At 62.2% G+C, this 16,732-nt stretch carries 11 protein-coding genes; 3 read left to right on the top strand and 8 right to left on the bottom strand.

Going from position 1 to position 16,732, the window contains the following annotated elements:
* Positions 1-94: 94 nt before the first annotated feature.
* On the top strand, positions 95-1,417 hold the full coding sequence (locus NO934_RS01085; protein WP_309161692.1) for an NCS2 family permease: 1,323 nt from the start codon (positions 95-97) through the stop codon (positions 1,415-1,417).
* Between the two features lie 29 nt (positions 1,418-1,446).
* On the opposite strand, the gene NO934_RS01090 is transcribed toward NO934_RS01085, so the two are convergent.
* Complete coding sequence (locus NO934_RS01090) at positions 1,447-2,334, bottom strand: AraC family transcriptional regulator (protein WP_309163777.1); 888 nt, start codon at positions 2,332-2,334, stop codon at positions 1,447-1,449.
* A 361-nt stretch (positions 2,335-2,695) separates the two neighbouring features.
* Between NO934_RS01090 and NO934_RS01095 the strand changes: the two genes are divergently transcribed.
* Together NO934_RS01095 and NO934_RS01100 are read left to right on the top strand one after the other, a co-directional pair.
* On the top strand, positions 2,696-3,160 hold the full coding sequence (locus NO934_RS01095) for a 2Fe-2S iron-sulfur cluster-binding protein (protein WP_309161694.1): 465 nt from the start codon (positions 2,696-2,698) through the stop codon (positions 3,158-3,160).
* Between the two features lie 12 nt (positions 3,161-3,172).
* Positions 3,173-5,506, top strand: a complete 2,334-nt coding sequence (locus NO934_RS01100) for a molybdopterin cofactor-binding domain-containing protein (protein ID WP_309161696.1) — start codon at positions 3,173-3,175, stop codon at positions 5,504-5,506.
* Positions 5,507-5,509: 3 nt separating this feature from the next.
* Here the strand turns inward: NO934_RS01100 and NO934_RS01105 are convergent, their stop codons facing one another.
* From NO934_RS01105 to NO934_RS01135, 7 genes are read right to left on the bottom strand one after another with little or no spacing between them, the layout of a single operon-like run.
* Positions 5,510-6,610, bottom strand: coding sequence for a CehA/McbA family metallohydrolase (locus tag NO934_RS01105; RefSeq protein ID WP_309161698.1), 1,101 nt, complete (start codon positions 6,608-6,610; stop codon positions 5,510-5,512).
* 18 nt (positions 6,611-6,628) lie between these two features.
* Positions 6,629-9,730: a glycoside hydrolase family 38 C-terminal domain-containing protein gene (locus NO934_RS01110; RefSeq protein WP_309161700.1), complete on the bottom strand. Its 3,102-nt coding sequence runs from the start codon at positions 9,728-9,730 to the stop codon at positions 6,629-6,631.
* Between the two features lie 10 nt (positions 9,731-9,740).
* The gene (locus NO934_RS01115) at positions 9,741-11,108 is read right to left on the bottom strand and encodes a CehA/McbA family metallohydrolase (RefSeq protein ID WP_309161703.1); all 1,368 of its coding nucleotides are present in this window, start codon (positions 11,106-11,108) and stop codon (positions 9,741-9,743) included.
* Positions 11,105-12,484 carry a CehA/McbA family metallohydrolase gene (locus NO934_RS01120; RefSeq protein ID WP_309161705.1) on the bottom strand — a complete coding sequence of 460 codons (1,380 nt, stop codon included), beginning with the start codon at positions 12,482-12,484 and terminating at the stop codon, positions 11,105-11,107. The genes NO934_RS01115 and NO934_RS01120 overlap by 4 nt, the downstream gene beginning before the upstream one ends.
* Positions 12,484-14,562: an ABC transporter ATP-binding protein gene (locus tag NO934_RS01125; RefSeq protein WP_309161706.1), complete on the bottom strand. Its 2,079-nt coding sequence runs from the start codon at positions 14,560-14,562 to the stop codon at positions 12,484-12,486. Before NO934_RS01125 ends, NO934_RS01120 begins: the two co-directional genes overlap by 1 nt.
* Positions 14,552-15,724, bottom strand: coding sequence for an ABC transporter permease (locus tag NO934_RS01130; RefSeq protein ID WP_309161707.1), 1,173 nt, complete (start codon positions 15,722-15,724; stop codon positions 14,552-14,554). Before NO934_RS01130 ends, NO934_RS01125 begins: the two co-directional genes overlap by 11 nt.
* The gene (locus tag NO934_RS01135) at positions 15,721-16,728 is read right to left on the bottom strand and encodes an ABC transporter permease (protein ID WP_309161710.1); all 1,008 of its coding nucleotides are present in this window, start codon (positions 16,726-16,728) and stop codon (positions 15,721-15,723) included. The genes NO934_RS01130 and NO934_RS01135 overlap by 4 nt, the downstream gene beginning before the upstream one ends.
* Positions 16,729-16,732 lie beyond the last annotated feature (4 nt).

Raw genomic sequence — 16,732 nt, forward strand, 5'->3', positions numbered from 1 at the left:
CTGTGGGCAAGCGAGCGCTTCTATTGACTTGAACGGCTCCCTCGTTCGTTCTGATGGATGCAATTCGCTATCCTAAGGGTAAGGGGCTGTCATTATGAGCGATCAAGCTGCAAGCCGGGGCGGTGGTGTCCTGGAATCGTATTTCAAACTGGCCGAGCACGGCACAACGGTGCGGACGGAGGTGCTGGCGGGCCTCACCACGTTCCTGACCATGGCCTATATCGTCTTCGTCAATCCCGCTGTGCTTTCAGAAGCCGGTATGCCGTTCGGGCCGGTTTTCGTCGCGACCTGCGTCGCCGCTGTCATCGGCACGCTGATCATGGGTCTCTACGCCAATCTGCCCATCGCACAGGCGCCCGGCATGGGCCTCAATGCGTTTTTCGCTTTCACGGTGGTGATCACCTACGGCTATAGCTGGCAGGAAGCGCTGGCATGCGTCTTCCTTTCGGGCGTGCTGTTCATGATCTTGAGCTTGCTGCCGATACGCGAATACGTCATCAACTCCATTCCGATGACGCTCAAGCTGGCGATATCCGCCGGTATCGGCTTCTTCCTGGGCATTATCGCGCTCTCCAATGCGGGCGTGATCGTCGACCACCCCTCAACGCTGCTTACGGCGGGCGATTTCATGTCGCCGGCGGTGATCCTGGCGATCCTGGGTTTTGCGCTGATCGCGGCGCTGAACTTCCGCAACGTGCCGGGCGCGACCATCATCGGCATTCTCATTGTTGCCGTGCTGGGCATTCCGTTCGGCGTGGCCCAGTTCTCGGGCGTGGTTTCCATGCCGCCCAATCCCTCCGAAACCATTTTCGCCATGGATTTCGGACGCATCGCGGAAGGCACGTTCTGGATCGTCGTGCTGTCGATGCTGTTTGTCGACCTTTTCGACACGGCCGGAACCCTGGTGGGGGTCGCCCATCGCGGCGGACTTCTCGATAAAGACGGCAAGCTGCCGCGCATGCGTCAGGCGCTTTTGGCAGACTCGACGGCAACCACGCTGGGCGCGCTGGTCGGCACCTCCAATACGACCAGCTATGTGGAAAGCGCCGCGGGCGTCGCGGCCGGCGGCAGGACCGGGCTGGCTTCGGTGGTGACGGCGATCTGTTTTGCGCTCGCGCTGTTCTTTTCGCCGCTCGCCGGCTCGATACCGACCTATGCGACGGCAGCGGCGCTGTTCTTCGTTGCGGTCGTCATGGCGCGCGGTCTTTCCGAAATCAATTGGGACGACCTTACCGAAGCGGCTCCGGCGGCGGCGGTAGCGATCAGCATGCCCCTCACCTATTCGATCGCGACGGGCATCGGTATCGGCTTTATCACCTATGTCCTCGTCAAGGCGCTGGCGGGACGGTTCTCCGAACTCACCCCCGCCGTGTGGGGCTTGGCGCTGGTGTTCGCCGTCATGCTGGCGATCATCTGAACGGGAAAGGAGCGTCCCTCGGGACGCTCCTACCGCATATAGGCCGACAAGGCCTTCAGGCTCATTGCATCGCGCTTGGGGGCAACGCCGAACATGCGCGAATATTCCCGGCTGAACTGGGAGGCGCTCTCATAGCCGACCTGATAGGCGGCGTCCGCGACATTGGCCCCGGCGGCCACCATCAGGCGTCTCGCTTCGAGCAGGCGAAGCTGCTTTTGATATTGAAGCGGGGTCATCGAGGTCAGCGCCTTGAAGTGCTGATGAAACGATGAAACGCTCATCCGCGCAGTTTCGGCCAACTGCTCGATACGCAGCGTCTGAGTAAAGTTGGCACGCAGGAAATAGATGGCGTTCACCAGCCGCTCGGTATGGGTTTCGGGCAAGGCCAATTGGCGCAATTGGGCGCCATGCGAACCGCTCAACAGCCAATAACAGATCTCTCGCATCACCGACGGATAGAGGATCGGAATCGCCTTGGGCGTCTCGAGCATGCGGACGAGACGCAGGATGCAGTCGGCCAACGGCTCATCGACATCGGCAACGAAGGGACGTGGCCCGGCATCACTGGGTTTGACCTGCGGCAGATCCATCTGCGCCATAACCTCACGCAGCATCGCAACGTCGAAATCAATGGTGATGCTGAGAAAGGGTACGTCCCTGCTCGCCTGGACGATGCGGCCGCCCGCCGGAAGCTGCACGCTGACGACAAGGCACTGCATCGTCTTGTAGTCGAGGACCTCGTCCCCGAACTGAATCTGCTTGGCGCCCTGGAGGACGACGCACAGCGCGGGATTATAGAGCCGGTAGCGGCGCTCCATTTCCTGGAAGGAGCGGAGAATAATCACACCGTCGATCGCTGTTTGAAAATGGCCCTGATCGCCGCCGCGAGCGTCAACAAAGGCATTCGCCGCCGCCATGAGCGCAGAATGCGCGCGATCCACGGGGGCCGCGAAGGGACCACGATCATCTACAACGTCGTTTGCAGGATCAGGCAAGTTTCTTGACGTTTCGGGCATTCTGAACATGCGGCTTTCCCTGTAGCTTGATGATGTCAAACCGAACCAAGCCGACAATCAGAATGACAGAACACGATTGCAAGTCAAGCGACTTACAGTATTCATCAAATAATACCGCACAAAAGCAAGCAACATATCATTATGTTGCGAATTTATACAGAAATACTCCACTACTTCCAAATACTCTCACGTCTCAATTCCCGTGATCGTTTCGCGGGGCGATTAGACGCGCCCTTATGCAATGCAAATTTAGCGAGGTTGCATGGTATCGCTCACTGTCAACGGCTCTCGCATGGACATCGATGCCGTTGAGAACAAGCCACTTTTATGGGTGCTTCGCGAGGACCTCGGGCTGCTTGGCCCGAAATACGGCTGCGGCATTGCTCAGTGCGGCGCTTGTCGCGTGCTCATCGACGGTGAATCCACCCCCTCCTGCGTGACCCCGCTCGGCGCTGTTACCGGAGCGAGCGTGGTCACGATCGAAGGGCTCACCCGCCCGGACGGGACGCTCTCGGATGTGCAGCAGGCCTGGATCGACGAGCAGGTTCCGCAATGCGGCTTCTGCCAACCCGGCTTCATCATTGCCGCCACGGCTCTTCTCGATAGCATACCACAGCCCACCGACGCCGATATCGACGAGGCGATTTCCAATATCTGCCGCTGCGGCACCTATCCCCGCATTCGCCGCGCCATCCATCGCGCCGCGGCCGCGCGGGCTCAGGCCTGAGGAGTACGATCCATGCCTCGTCTTTTGTCTCGGCGCTCCTTTCTCTTTACCGGCGCCGCCCTTGGCGGCACCGCGCTGGTCGCAGCGGTGGGTGGCGCCGGCCTACTCGCCAGCGTCGATCTGAACGGTCCGGACGGGTTCGTGGATGGCGAGCGCGCCGTCTTCAACGCCTTCGTCACCATCCACAATGACGGGCGGGTAACGGTCCAATCGCCGCGAACCGAAATGGGGCAAGGCATCCATACCGGGCTCGCCATGCTGGTTGCCGAGGAGTTGGACATCCCGTTCGACGAACGGATCACCGTCGAGCATGCCGTCGAGAACCTGCCGGTTTATTCCAACTATACCGGCCCGCTTCAGATGCGGCCCGAAGATCCGCCCAATCCCGTGCAATGGGTTGCTCAACGTGTCATCGGCTTGATCGGGCTCAACAACACGAGCGGCTCGAACTCCACCATGGGGCTTTGGGTTCCCATGCGTGTGGCCGGGGCATCGGCGCGGCACATGCTTGTCGCTGCCGCCGCCGAACGACTGGGCGTACCCGCAGAAGAGCTCTCGACTGCCGAAGGCACCGTACGGCACGAGGCGTCGGGGCGCATCGTCCCCTATGGCGAACTCGCCAGCGCGGCGGCATTGCTGACGCCTCCAGATAATCCAGAACTCAAGCCAGCTTCCGCCTGGAGAGTGATCGGCAGGCGTCAGCAGCGAGTGGACATACCGGCCAAGGTCAGAGGCGAACCGGTGTTCGGCATCGATGTTGTGCTGCCCGACATGCTCCACGCCTCTCTCCGGCAGGCTCCGGTGCCCGGCGCACATGTTGCACGCGTGGTCAATGAAGCCGACATCCGCGCCCGAGAAGGCATTCGCGACGTGGCTATAATCAACGAAGAAAGCGTTGGCATCGTCGCGGACTCCTGGTGGCAGGCCGAGTCGGCAGCGCGCAGCCTGGAGGTCGAATGGACGGCCACCCAAGCCGACGGCGTGGATAGCGCGCAACTCAGCGACGCCCTGCAATCGGCGCTCGATGCCGAAGATCCGCACCAGCACCTTGCTGAAGGTGACGTTGAGGGGGCTCTCACCGATGGAGGAGAGCGCATCGTGGAGGCCGAATACAGCGTTCCGTTCGTCACTCACGCCTGCATGGAATCGATGAACGCCACCGTCCTCATCCGTGAGGACGGCTCGGCCGAAGGCTGGGTTCCATCGCAATCGCCCACGACCATAAGCTGGGGTGTGGAACGAGGAGCCGGATGGGCGGGGATCAACGTTTCTTCGGTTGCTCCTCATATCACCATGAACGGAGGTGCCTTCGGGCGGCGCAGCGACATGGACGTCATCTGCCAGGCTGCCTTTCTGGCGGCACGGCACCGGGGACGGCCGGTGAAACTGTTGTGGCCACGCGAGCAGGATATCAGCCGCGGCATGTTCCGCAGCCACGCTAGTGGTCGTATGCGGGCATCTCTGGGGACGGATGGCCTACCGGCCGCGTACGATGCGCTGGTCGCCGCGCAGTCGCTGATGCAATCGTTTTCCAGCCGCAACATGCCCATCGGCAATGGAGCAAGTCCGCATGGAGACCGGTTCTCGGCGGAGGGGCTGGACAAGGCCTATTACAGTTTTCCGAACCGGCGCGTGCGCAGCGTGCATGTGCCCAGCCATATGCCGCTGATGTTCTGGCGTTCGAATGGCTACTCGTTCGGGACGTTCTTTGCCGAATCCTTTGTGGACGAATGCGCCCTCGCCGCAGGCGTCGATCCGCTCGAGTACCGGCGCGCGTTGCTGCGCGAAAGTCCGCGCCATCTTGCGGTGCTCGACCGCGTGGCAGCGCTCTCGGGTTGGGGTGAGGCCATGGAGCCGGGTCGCGGGCGCGGTATCGCCATTGAAGAAGCCCATCAGAGCGTTGTGGCCCAGGTGGCCGAAGTGACGGTTGCCGATGACGGCGAGATCACTGTCGACCGCATATTCTGCGCGGTCGATGCGGGCACCGTGGTTAATCCGGACGCGGTGGCGGCGCAGATGGAAGGCAGCATTATCTATGGCCTTTCGGCGGCCTTGATGAACACCATCACGGTCGAGCGCGGCGCGGTGGTTCAGTCAAACTTCCACGATTTCCCGATGCTGCGAATTGCGAACGCACCGGAAATTGTCGTTGAAATCATGCCGAGCGATCTTCCTCCGGGCGGCGCCGGGGAGCCTGGTGTCATCCCGGTCGCCCCCGCCGTTGCCAATGCGATTTATGCCGCCACCGGCAGACGATTGCGTACGCTACCGCTAGCGGTCGTCGAGACGACCGGTGCAGGGCGAACGCGCACCATGCTGCGGCAAGAGCCGGCGCAGGCGATCTGAGGCTCAGAATTCAGGATCGTAGTTGAAGTAGATCGGGTTGGAGAGCGCTACCGTATCCCCGCTTTGCGCCATGGAGAACGGGACTTGCGGATAGGGCGTCTGCGGGCCGTAGATTTCCACGCGGTAATAGCTCCGCACGCCGGCCTCGGGGATATCGGTGAAGCGCGCAAGGCCGTTTTGCGGGTCGGTGAGGACGGTGCATAGCGGCTCACGGTTCTTGACGACATGGGCCCGGTATTGCACTCCGGCCATCGGCTCGCCTGCGAGTGAGATTTCAAACTCGACCGGCCGGCCGTCCGAAGGGGCGTTGTCACCCATCATCAGCCGGCCATCTTCGGAATAAGCGTGAAGTTCAACGCGCGGGTTGAAGGGATTGGCGCTGATCGACGCGCGCCCGGCTACCAGCGCGTCGAGGATGGCCGATTTGCTGCGCTCGCGCGCATATATCCAAGTGGTCGGCGTGCCCACATAGTTGTAGCTCGCTTCGATGGTAAGCGGCGTCTCCACTTCTTCGCCCACGGGCGTGCCGTGATGGGAATCGCTGCCGCCTCTCGCGCCCAGCATGCGGCCCGATTTCAGCATATCGTCCCAGATCCGCAGAGCCGGAACGTTCTTGGGCCAGACGCTGGTGTTCCAAACCTCGATCGAATCCGCGAGGTCGAAGGAAAAGCCATAATGGTTTTTGGTGCTGGGGTGGTTGGCCGACATGTGAATGCCCAGGGCGCGCTTTACCTCCCGCAGATCCCAGTCGCGCGCGTCGCGGGCATCGAACAGGCGCTGATGGTCATAGGGTTCGGGCGAGAAGATGTTGATATGCCCGCGCGCCGCGGTGAGTTCGGCGCCATAAAACAACATCAGACGATCGGATTTGAAGCCCGGATCGGCCCATGTGTTGGCCGCGACGTCGCCCAGGACATGCACGTCATGGTCGGTGATGGCGAGATAGTCGAACCCCATCCGTTCAGCGAAGGCGATGATCTTTGCCGGCGGGTTGTTCGAGGAATCGAGGCTGTGATGGGAGTGCATGTGCCAATCGCCCTTGAGCCAGACCCCACCGGTGTTGAATGTATCGGGGCGTGCTGAGGACTGGAGTGGTTCAGTCATGGAAGTCTCTTGGGCGGTTCAGGTGCGGGAGAGCCGGATCGTGCGGATCTGGAAGGGAGAGAGGTCGAGTTCGAGGATGCCGTCGGTCACCGGCAAGGGGACAGGATTGCGCTCGAGAAGGTCGGTTTCGACAGCGGCCATGAACCCCCGAGGCAAAGTGAGCCGGGCGTGCGTGTGGGCGCCGTGCGTTTCCCAGACTCTCGCTATGACGTCCGTACCAGTCTCGGCGATCTTGATGCTTTCGACAGTGCAGCCGGTGCCCTCCAGCGCCAGAAGACTTTCGGCGAAGGCGGTCGTTTCGCCCGGAGTGCCGATCAGCCGAAGCGGGAGGTTGAACTCTTCGGCTTTAGCCGGAACCCCCTCTCCGGCGAGGGTGCCGCGATGAACGAGGACGGCATAGCGGAAGCGGTGCTCGCCCTGGTCGGCCTCGGCCCACGGAAAGGTGGGTGAGCGAAGCAGGGTCAGGCGCAGCGTCGTGCCCTTGGCGTCATAGCCATACTTGCAATCGTTGAGCAGCGCGACACCGAAGCCGGGTTCGGCAATATCCACCCAACGATGCATCAGTGTTTCAAACCGCGCCTGATCCCAGGAGGTATTGCGGTGTGTCGGGCGGCGCACATGGCCGAACTGGATTTCCGCGGTCGTAGCGTCAGCCACCACATCGAGAGGGAAGGCCGCTTTGACCAGAGTGTGGTGCTCGCGCCAATCGATGAACCCGTCGATGTCGATCTGGGCCGCGCCGGCTTCCAGCGCCACCACCTGCACGATGTGCGAGGCTTCATAAGCCCACTCAAACCGCACGGCGGCCCGATAGGGTCCGGTCTCAACCACCTCGGCGGAAACCAACTCGTCGATATCCCAACTCTGGTCCTCGAACCCCGGATCGATATCCCAGGCGTCGTATTGCGGCGGCATATCCCGGAACGCCTGAAGCCGATTGGCAAGCTGGTCGGGCTTTACGACTTCACGGCCCGAGCGTTTGTCGAAGATCGAGGTGATCCGGCCGCGCGTGTCGAAGAGCACCTTGAGAAAGGCGTTTTCGAGATGGCCGGTAGAAACGGAGAGTTCATCACTGACTTGCCCCGCCTCTCCGGGGTTCAGGGAGACCGGGACCACGCCGGTGGGCGGCAGGTCACGGACCGGGACTGCCTGCTCATACGATCCGTCGGCGCGGACGAGCGTCTGGCTGGCGGCGCTATATTCGCCAATGGTGGCTGTGGCCGACCGATCGCCGGACCAGGTGAGCAGGCCTGAACGTGGACGCGGCAGGACGTTGAACACCATGGCGCCCTCCCCGCTCAACTGGGCGGCGAGTTCAGTCCTGAGGCTTTCGATCTCGTCGAAGAACCAGGCATAGTCCGCGTCGCTATCGTCGTAGACCGGGCCGATGGAAGAGCCGGGCAGAATGTCGTGGAACTGGTTGAGCAGCACGACGCGCCAGAGTGCATGCAGCCGCTGCTGCGGATAGGGATTTCCCTTGGCGACGGTGGCGAGCGTTGCCAGCGCCTCGATCTCGCGCATCGCGATTTCGGCAAACCGGTTGCTGCGCTTGTTCTTGGCGATGGATGTGAGCGTGCCGCGGTGGAATTCGAGATAGAGTTCACCCACCCAATGAGGAAAGCGCTCCGGTTCTTTTTCCATGCGCGCCAGAAGGCGCTCGAAGAATGGGCGCATATGCCCATGCCGCACCGTCGGCAGCCCCGGAATGCCGCGCTCCATGCGGCGTATGTTTTCAAGCATTTCGCGGGTTGGGCCACCTCCGCCATCGCCATGGCCATAGACGAGGAACAGCTCGGAATTGGCGTCCTTTTGTCCATAACGCCGCCATGTGCCCATCACGTGGGACGGCTTGAGATCGGGGCCGTAGGTCGTGTTGATGGATTTGGCGTCATAGGGCTGGGCGGTGAGGAAATATGCCGCGACGCTGGACCCGTCGATGCCCTGCCAGAAGAAGGTATCGCTGGGCATCTTGTTGGTGTCGTTCCAACTCATCTTATGAGTGACGAACACATCGAGGCCGGAGAGGCGCATGATCTGCGGCAATGCGGCGGAATAGCCAAAGGTGTCGGGCAACCACATGATGCGCGGGCGCACCCCGAAGGTCTGCTCGTGATAATCAACGCCATGCATGATGTGGCGCACGAAGGACTCGCCGCTGGTGATATTCGCGTCAGGCTCGAGCCACAACGCGCCCTCAATCTCGAACTGCCCTCTCGCCACGGCGCCGGCAAGACGCTCGAACAGTTCGGGGTAATCAGCCTTCAGGTGATCGAGCAGCACTCCCTGATTGTACATGAAGCGGTAGTCCGAGTACTGCTCCATCAGGGCCAGCGCCGTGGACATGGAACGCGCCATCTTCTGGCGTGTTTCGCGCACCCGCCACAGCCAGGCGACATCGATGTGGGTGTGGCCGGTGACTGTGATCACCGGCTTGTCCTCGAAACCGGCGGCCTCGTAGATTCGGCGCGCCATTTCCCGTGCCGTCTCGAGCGATCGGGCGAAGCGCTCGGGGCCGGGCCGGAAATCGATCACGGCCAAAGCGGCGTCGATGGTGTTTATCAGAAACGGCTTTCGGGGATCGTCATTGGCCAGGAGGCGCGCAACATCCATGGGCACGCGCAGGTCGTAATAGACCTGCTCGGACAGCGCGTCGTGCACCATCAGCCGACAGCCGAACCCCACCTGGCGGCGATCCTCGATGGTTCCTGCCTCGATCATGATCTCGTAGCGGGTGCCGGTGGTCGCGTGGTCGGTGAGCAGCAGTTCGCGATGGTTGCCGTCGACGCCCTGGGCCAGCTTGCCGTCGACCCTGACGAGGCATTGCGGATCCGAACGGCCCATCATCGAGCCGAACTGGGCGTCCACGTGGAGGAACACCCGCCTGCCTTGTGCCTCGGGGGGAATGGTGACGCTGCCGGCAAACCAGAAATAGGCGTCGGGCTCGCCCCAGGCGAGATCGTCCGTGACCTGGCGCCAATCCTCAGTGTCGCCACTGAGCGCGCGGGGGCGATCATCGGCGGTGCCGGCGAGAAACTTTAGCGCAACCGGCGTATCGAGCGGGGTGAAAATCCGGCTACGAAGCGTCGCCAGTGCGTGGTCGATCTTGTTGATGCGCAGCATTGTGACCCTCCTAGCGCCAGATATCGGGGGCCGTGCCGACATGTATGGGATTGGTGATGGCGTGGAGTCCGGCTGTCCGGTCGCGCAGCTCGCATACGAACCAATCGCCATCTTCGGCGTCGACCTCGAGCGTGCCCGCCCCCGCTTCTCCGCAAGTCCAACTCTCGATGCGCCGTCCGCGCCGGATCAGTCCGGCGACAAGGCCATCCTCTCCGACGCCGGCCCAATCGCAGCGCAGCGTTAGCCGCCCCGCGGCCATGGCCTGCCCCATTCCCGCCTTGCCGCCATCGGCGCCTTGTGCAGAAAGCCTCAGCTCGGGGCCGCTGGAAATAAAGCTGTGGCCGGCACGGATGCCGGCGAGAATTTCGTCCTGGGTATTGTCGTGCGCGTAAACCACATTGGCCGCAGTGCGTCCGCCAGTGGCGGCGCGACGATGGGTGTCGGTGCCAGCGGTTGCCACCATCCGATAGCCGGCGTTAAGCCAGCGGTAGAAAAGGTAGACGCTCTCTTCATTGTGGGTCCGCTCGGACCAAAAACGGTTCCATACCTCGATGTGCCGGGCCGGTCCTGGCATCAGATCGGAAAAGGCCCAGCGGCAGCCGGTGCAGAACGGATGACCTTCGGCTTTTGGATGAGCGATGACGAAGAGCTTTCCCTCATCGGTGAGAGCTTCGGCACGCCCGCTCATGGTTTCGCCATCACGCACGCGCCAGTCGACGAGTTCGCGCGTGCCCAAAACGAGTGCGTGACCATTATAGGTGGTGAGTTCGGTGCCGCCGATGATGGTGATCGCCTCGCCGGCACGCCTGTCGAGCTCGGGGAGCCCTGTAACCGTGTTGTGGTCGGTCAGAGCGACGAAATCATATCCGCGTTCGACCGCGTATTGGAGATATTCAGCGACGCTGAGCTGGCCGTCGGAATGGATGGTGTGGCCGTGAAGGTCACCTCGATACCACCCCGGTCCGCGCCGGCGTTGGCCAGTGAGCGGCACGAGGGGATCGACTGGCTGGAAGGTCTCCGTTTGCGCCCAGTCGATCTCAAGCCGATAGCTGACATTGCCCGGGGGAAGAATGCGATGCACATCGATCTCGATCTGCCAGGTTCCCGGTTCGGGCGTGCCTGGAACAATGCCGGGAGAGGCTTGGCGGGTCGAAATCCAAACACTCTGGTCCACATTGTTGTGGCGTGTTCCACGCGGCCCGGCCGGTCCATAGAGGGACACCGATATCTGGTGGGGAATATCGCCGACGCCGGGATGGGTCGGGCTGTGGGTGAACCTTGCCCGGAGCGTTTCGACACCCGGCGGCAGGGTAAACGTGTGGGGCACATGGGACGACATGTTATCGAGCGTAAGGTGCCCTTCGAAGACGATGCTCATCGTGAAGCTGCTTGAAAATAGAGGGGGTTGGAGAGTGCGCGGCAGCGAGGATCTGGAGCGCCGGACATGATCTGGGCACGGACGAAGCGCAGACCCGAGGGGAGAGGTATCTGGTAGTCCCAATCGTCGGCATCGATCGGCAGCTGTACGAAAACACCCTCATCGCCGATGAGCTGCAGGAGATCGCCCCCTGCCCCGCGCGCGACGATCCGGAGGTCGGCGCCCTTCGACTGGGCGCGGGTTCCTCCCATCGGCGTACCATTGGACGAAATTTCCAGATGGGGGCCGTCCGGCGCCTCGGTGATGTAGGCCCGTCCGGACCGCAGGGCGGCGATCACGCCCTGGCGGTCGAGCCGTTCGGCATGAATGACGGTCGTGGGCGAGCCAAGACTGCGGGGGCCGCCCAGGCGAACTTCGGTGGCTTGATGATAGTCACTGCCTCCGATCGCCGTGATCTTCAGGCCCTGACGCAAAAGAGCATCATAGCGGGCACCGAGACCGCTGTTGCCGTCGGCCCATTCATGGTGCCAAACCTCCATGCAGTCGACTGCCGGCCAGCGATAGAGCCAGGGGATCGGCGGCTTGTCGTGGTTGACCGTCAGCAGCGCGCCGCGCGCCCGAGCCGCGTCCTCCAGGGCCGCGATATCGGCATCGCCTTCAAGCCGGAAATCGATCCACTCGTCGGTGCCCAGGACATTGGCGTGCCCGTCCGCCGTCGTGATCTCCACGCCGGGAATGAAGACAAGATCGGGGCTGGAGGCGGTCTTGAAATAAGCCTTCCAGGCGGTTGTGGTGTTGTGGTCGGTGATGAAGAGGAAATCAAGACCGGCTTCCCGCGCCGTCCGGTGCAGCAGTTCGGGACTTCCCTTGGCGTCGCTGTGGAAGGTGTGGCTATGGCAATCGCCGCGATACCAGCCGGTGCCGCGCGGGGTGAACGGGGTGGGCGCCGGTTGAGGCCTGGCGAGCGCACCGGTCCTCAGCGCGCGTGCCGCAAGGGTGACCTCGACGGCCTCGGAGGGGATTTTGTAGAGCCCCAGGACGATCAGCCAGCGTCCGGCTTGAAGCGGACCAGCCACATAACCGGGAGTTGCCGCATCCGCTGCAATGGAAAACTGCGACCGAGCGCCGCCGCTCCAGCCGCGAAATCCTTCCGCGCTGGGATATCCGGTTACACGAGGGTCAAAGACCCCCAGATCGATGATGCAATCGGGGCCCTTTGGATATTGCAGGTCGACAGTGATCGCCTCCACCGCTTCGCCCAACTCGAGCGGCACATAGAAATAGGCGCTCGCCTCCTGGTCGGAGCGCGTGATGCGGACATGCGCGATGTCCTCGCTGCCGGTGAGCAGCGATAGTCCAGTCTGGCTGATACGCATCAGGCGGTTTCCTGCAGGCCTTCGAGGTTCAACTCATCCTTGCGGTGACAGGCTGCCAGCCGGCCCTCCGGATCGGTGGTCAACTCCGGCGCAACCGAGCGGCAAAGGTCGGTGGCGAAAGGACAACGGGCGGCGAAGGCGCAACCGGGCGGCAGGTCGGCCGGATTGGGCGGATGCCCGCGTAGACGCTGCCGGCCGGAGCGCTTTTGCCCGTACTCGGGGGTCAGCACCGCGCTGAGCAGCGCCGCGGTGTAGGGATGTTGCGGCCGATTGTAGATGTCCGACGTATCGGCCAGTTCCACGATGCGGCCGGCATACATCACCGACACCCGATCGGCGATGTTGGAGACGACGTTGAGATCATGGGAAACGAAAAGATAGGTGAGCGAAAACTCGCGCTGCAGATCGCGGAACAGGTTGAGGATCTGGGCCTGGACCGAGACGTCAAGCGCCGAAACCGGCTCGTCGGCAATGATGATCCTGGGGTTGGGCACGAGGGCTCGCGCAATGCCGATCCGCTGGCGCTGGCCACCGGAAAAGGCATGCGGGTAGCGATCTCCCAATGCGGGATCGAGCCCTACCCGCGCCAAGGTTTCGTTGACGCGCCGGACCAGTTCATGGCGATCCGTCACCGGTTGCGGACCTGCCCTGAGCGGTTCGGCAACGATGTCGAAAACGCTCATGCGGGGGTTGAGCGATGCGAACGGATCCTGGAACACGATCCGCAGATCTCGCCAGACCGACCGACGCTCGGCTTCGGAAATGTCGGTCACGTCAACCAGGCTGCCATCTCGCTTGAGGCGGATGGAACCGCCCGTCGGCTCGTGCAGGCCAGCCAGGGTGAAGCCCAGCGTGGACTTGCCGCAACCGGACTCCCCGACCAGCCCCAGCGTTTCGCCACCGCGCAAGGTGAGCGAAACGTCCGAAACAGCCTTGATGGTTTTGGTCTTGCGCTTGAACAGCCCCGATTTCTTGACGAAATGCTTGGTGATCGCTTCGGCTTCGAAGACCGTGCCGTCGACCGGCGGGCGCGCGAAAGGAACGATCTCAGCCTCCACCGGCAACGGCAACGGCTTGCGCGCATCGAGTTCGTCAGCGGTGAAGACGCACCGCGATTGCGTTTCCCCTGGCAACATGGGCGGGCGGATCGCATCGCAACGGCCGGGCTCGAAATAGGCGCAGCGGGTGGAGAATACGCATCCTGCGGGGCGCTGCCAAAGGGCCGGCACCGTGCCCGGAATCACCGGCAGCCGCTCGCCGTGACGCTGATCATAATGCGGGGCGGCCTTGAGCAGTGCGCGCGTGTAAGGATGCCGGGGGCGATTGAAGATCTGCTTGACCGGGCCGCGTTCGACCACCTCGCCCAAATACATGATGACGACTTCGTCGGCGATGTCGGCAACAACACCCAGATCATGGGTAATGAACAAAATGGACATGCCGAACCGGTCCTGCAGGTCCCGCATCAACTCGAGCGTCACGGCCTGGGTCGTGACGTCGAGCGCGGTGGTCGGCTCGTCGGCGATCAGCAATTGCGGGTTGTTGGCGAGCGCCATGGCGATCATGGCACGCTGGCGCTGCCCCCCGGAGAGTTCGAACGTATAGGCATCGAGCCGAGCCTCGGCGTCAGGCATGCCGACAGCCTCCAGCACTTCGAGGGCCCGCGCCCGCGCCCGGCCCTTGCTCATCGACGAGTGCTGGCAGATGCCCTCGATGATCTGATCGCCGATCGTGTGGTAGACCGACATGGCCGACATCGGCTCCTGGAAGATCATGGCAATCTCGTTGCCGCGAATGGACCGCAATTGCTGGCCCTTGTCGGGAAGAGAGGCGAGATCGACGACGCCGCTGGCACTTTCGAACGTGATCGCCCCCCCATCGATGCGGGCGTTGTTATCGAGAATGCGCAGGATGGAGCGCGCCGTCAGCGATTTCCCACACCCGGACTCCCCAACGAGGCAAACCGTCTTGCCGCGCGGAATATCGAAGCTCACTTTATTGAGCGCCTGGGTCTGCCGGCCGTCCTGAACGAAAGAAATCGAAACGTCCTTTAAGGACATGAGCAAGTCAGTTTGCATGGGGATCTCCTGCATCGCGCAGGCCGTCGCCGAAGAAATTGAGGGCCAGCACGGCGACGACTACCGCTCCGCCCGGCGCGAACAACCATGGCGCCGCGGCGATCGAACGCAGGTTCTGTGCTTCCTGCAGCAGCACGCCCCAACTCACCACCGGCTGGCGCAGGCCAATGCCCAGAAAACTCAGCGCGGTTTCGGCAATGATCATCCCCGGTATGGCGAGGGTCACCGCAGCGATAATGTGACTTAGAAAATTGGGCACCATATGCCGCATGATGATGCGCGACGGCTTGCAGCCATCGACACGGGCGGCGATAACGAACTCCTCGTTCTTGAGCTGCATGAATTTACCGCGCACGATGCGAGCCAGACCTGTCCAGCCGAGCACCGAAAGGATCACGGTGATCATGAAATAGGTCTGCATCGGGGGCACCGTGGGCGGAATCGCCGCGGCCAGGCCGATCCAGAGCGGAATGGCCGGAAGCGACTGCAGAAACTCGATGACGCGCTGAATGCCCACATCGGCCCAGCCGCCGAAATAGCCCGAAGCACCGCCGATGATGATGCCGAGGAACAGGCTCAGACCGACCCCGATCAGCCCGATGGTCATCGAAACGCGCGTCGCATAGACAGTGCGGCTGAAAACATCGCGCCCCAACCGGTCGGAACCGAAAAAGAACACGGTTTGGTTGGGATCGACTGCGCCCAGCAGGTGTCGATCCATCTCGAAAAGGCCCCAGAGCCGGTAAGGGTCGCCCTGTACGAAGAAGCCGATCTCTATGATCTTTTCGGGATCCGCTTCGTAGATGCGCTGGCCGGTGTTGTAATCGACCGTAGAGGAATAGCCTAGAACATGGGGCTGGAACCGCATGCCGCCCTCGGGATTCTCGACGAAAAGGCGGACCATCTGTGGTGGCGTATAGAGCGCTGTGGGCGAGAACTGCTCGGGATCGCCCGTGGCGATGAATTCGCAGAACAGTGCCACCAGATAGATCAGTATCGTCAGGGCAGCGCCGAACACGCCCAGCTTGTGGCGTTTGAACCGACGCCAGACCAGGGCGCCGTAGCTGGCGCGATCGATTGCATCGGCCGTTGCGGCCCGCGTTTCGGGTATCGGCCGCACGGCTTGCGGCGCAGAGGGCATCTGAGGGTGTGATGCTGTCATAGCACTTCTCCCTCTCGAGCTTGACGCCGAATGCGCGGGTCAAGTGCCATGAGCAACACGTCGGAGAACAGCGTGCCCAATACAGCGAGAAAGCTTAGAAACATGATGAGGGTGGCCGCCAGGTACATGTCCTGACCGCGCAACGCGTCGAGCAGCAGCGGGCCTGTCGTTTGCAGGCCCAGGACCACGGCGACGATGGTTTCGCCCGAAATGATGGTGACGAAGATATCGTTGAGACCACTCACGAAGGGGTTGAGCGAATAGCGTACGGGGTATTTCAGCGTCAGCCGACGCTCCTCCAAACCCTTGGCGCGGGCGGTGAGCACGTAGGGCTTGTGCAACTCGTCGAGCAGATTGGCGCGAATTGTCCGGATCACGCTCGCTGTACCGGCGGTGCCCAGAACCACCATGGGTATCCAAAGGTGGCTGATGAGGTCGAGCACCTTGCCCAGCGACCAGGGCGCATTGACATATTCGGGTGAAAAAAGGCCGCCAACACTCTGCCCCATATACCGAAATGAGATGTAGAGCAGGATCAGTGCCAAGAGAAAATTGGGAATAGCGAGGCCGATGAAGCCTGCGGTCGTGAACACATAATCGCCCAGCGAGTACTTCTTGACGGCCGAATAAATGCCGATTGGAATGGCGACGACCCAGATAAACACCAGGGTCAACACCGAAAGCAGCGTCGTCATACCCAAGCGCTGCCAGATGATTTCGGAGACCGGCACTTCCCAGAAGAAGGAGCGCCCGAAATCGCCCCGGGTCACGATCCCCCATATCCATGAGAGGTATTGCTCGGGCAGGCTGCGATCGAGACCCAATTGCATGCGCAGCGCGTCGATCTCGCTGGCCGTCATCACGTCACCGACCTTGCGCGCGTCGGCAACCACCTTGTCCACATAGTCACCCGGCGGCAGGGCGATAATCGCGTATGAGACGATGCTGATCGCGATGACCGTAAAGATCATCAGCACCAGCCGCCGGAGGAAGAATTCAGCCATGATA

Source organism: Pelagibacterium sp. H642, assembly GCF_031202855.1.
In the GTDB taxonomy this organism is placed as follows: domain Bacteria; phylum Pseudomonadota; class Alphaproteobacteria; order Rhizobiales; family Devosiaceae; genus Pelagibacterium.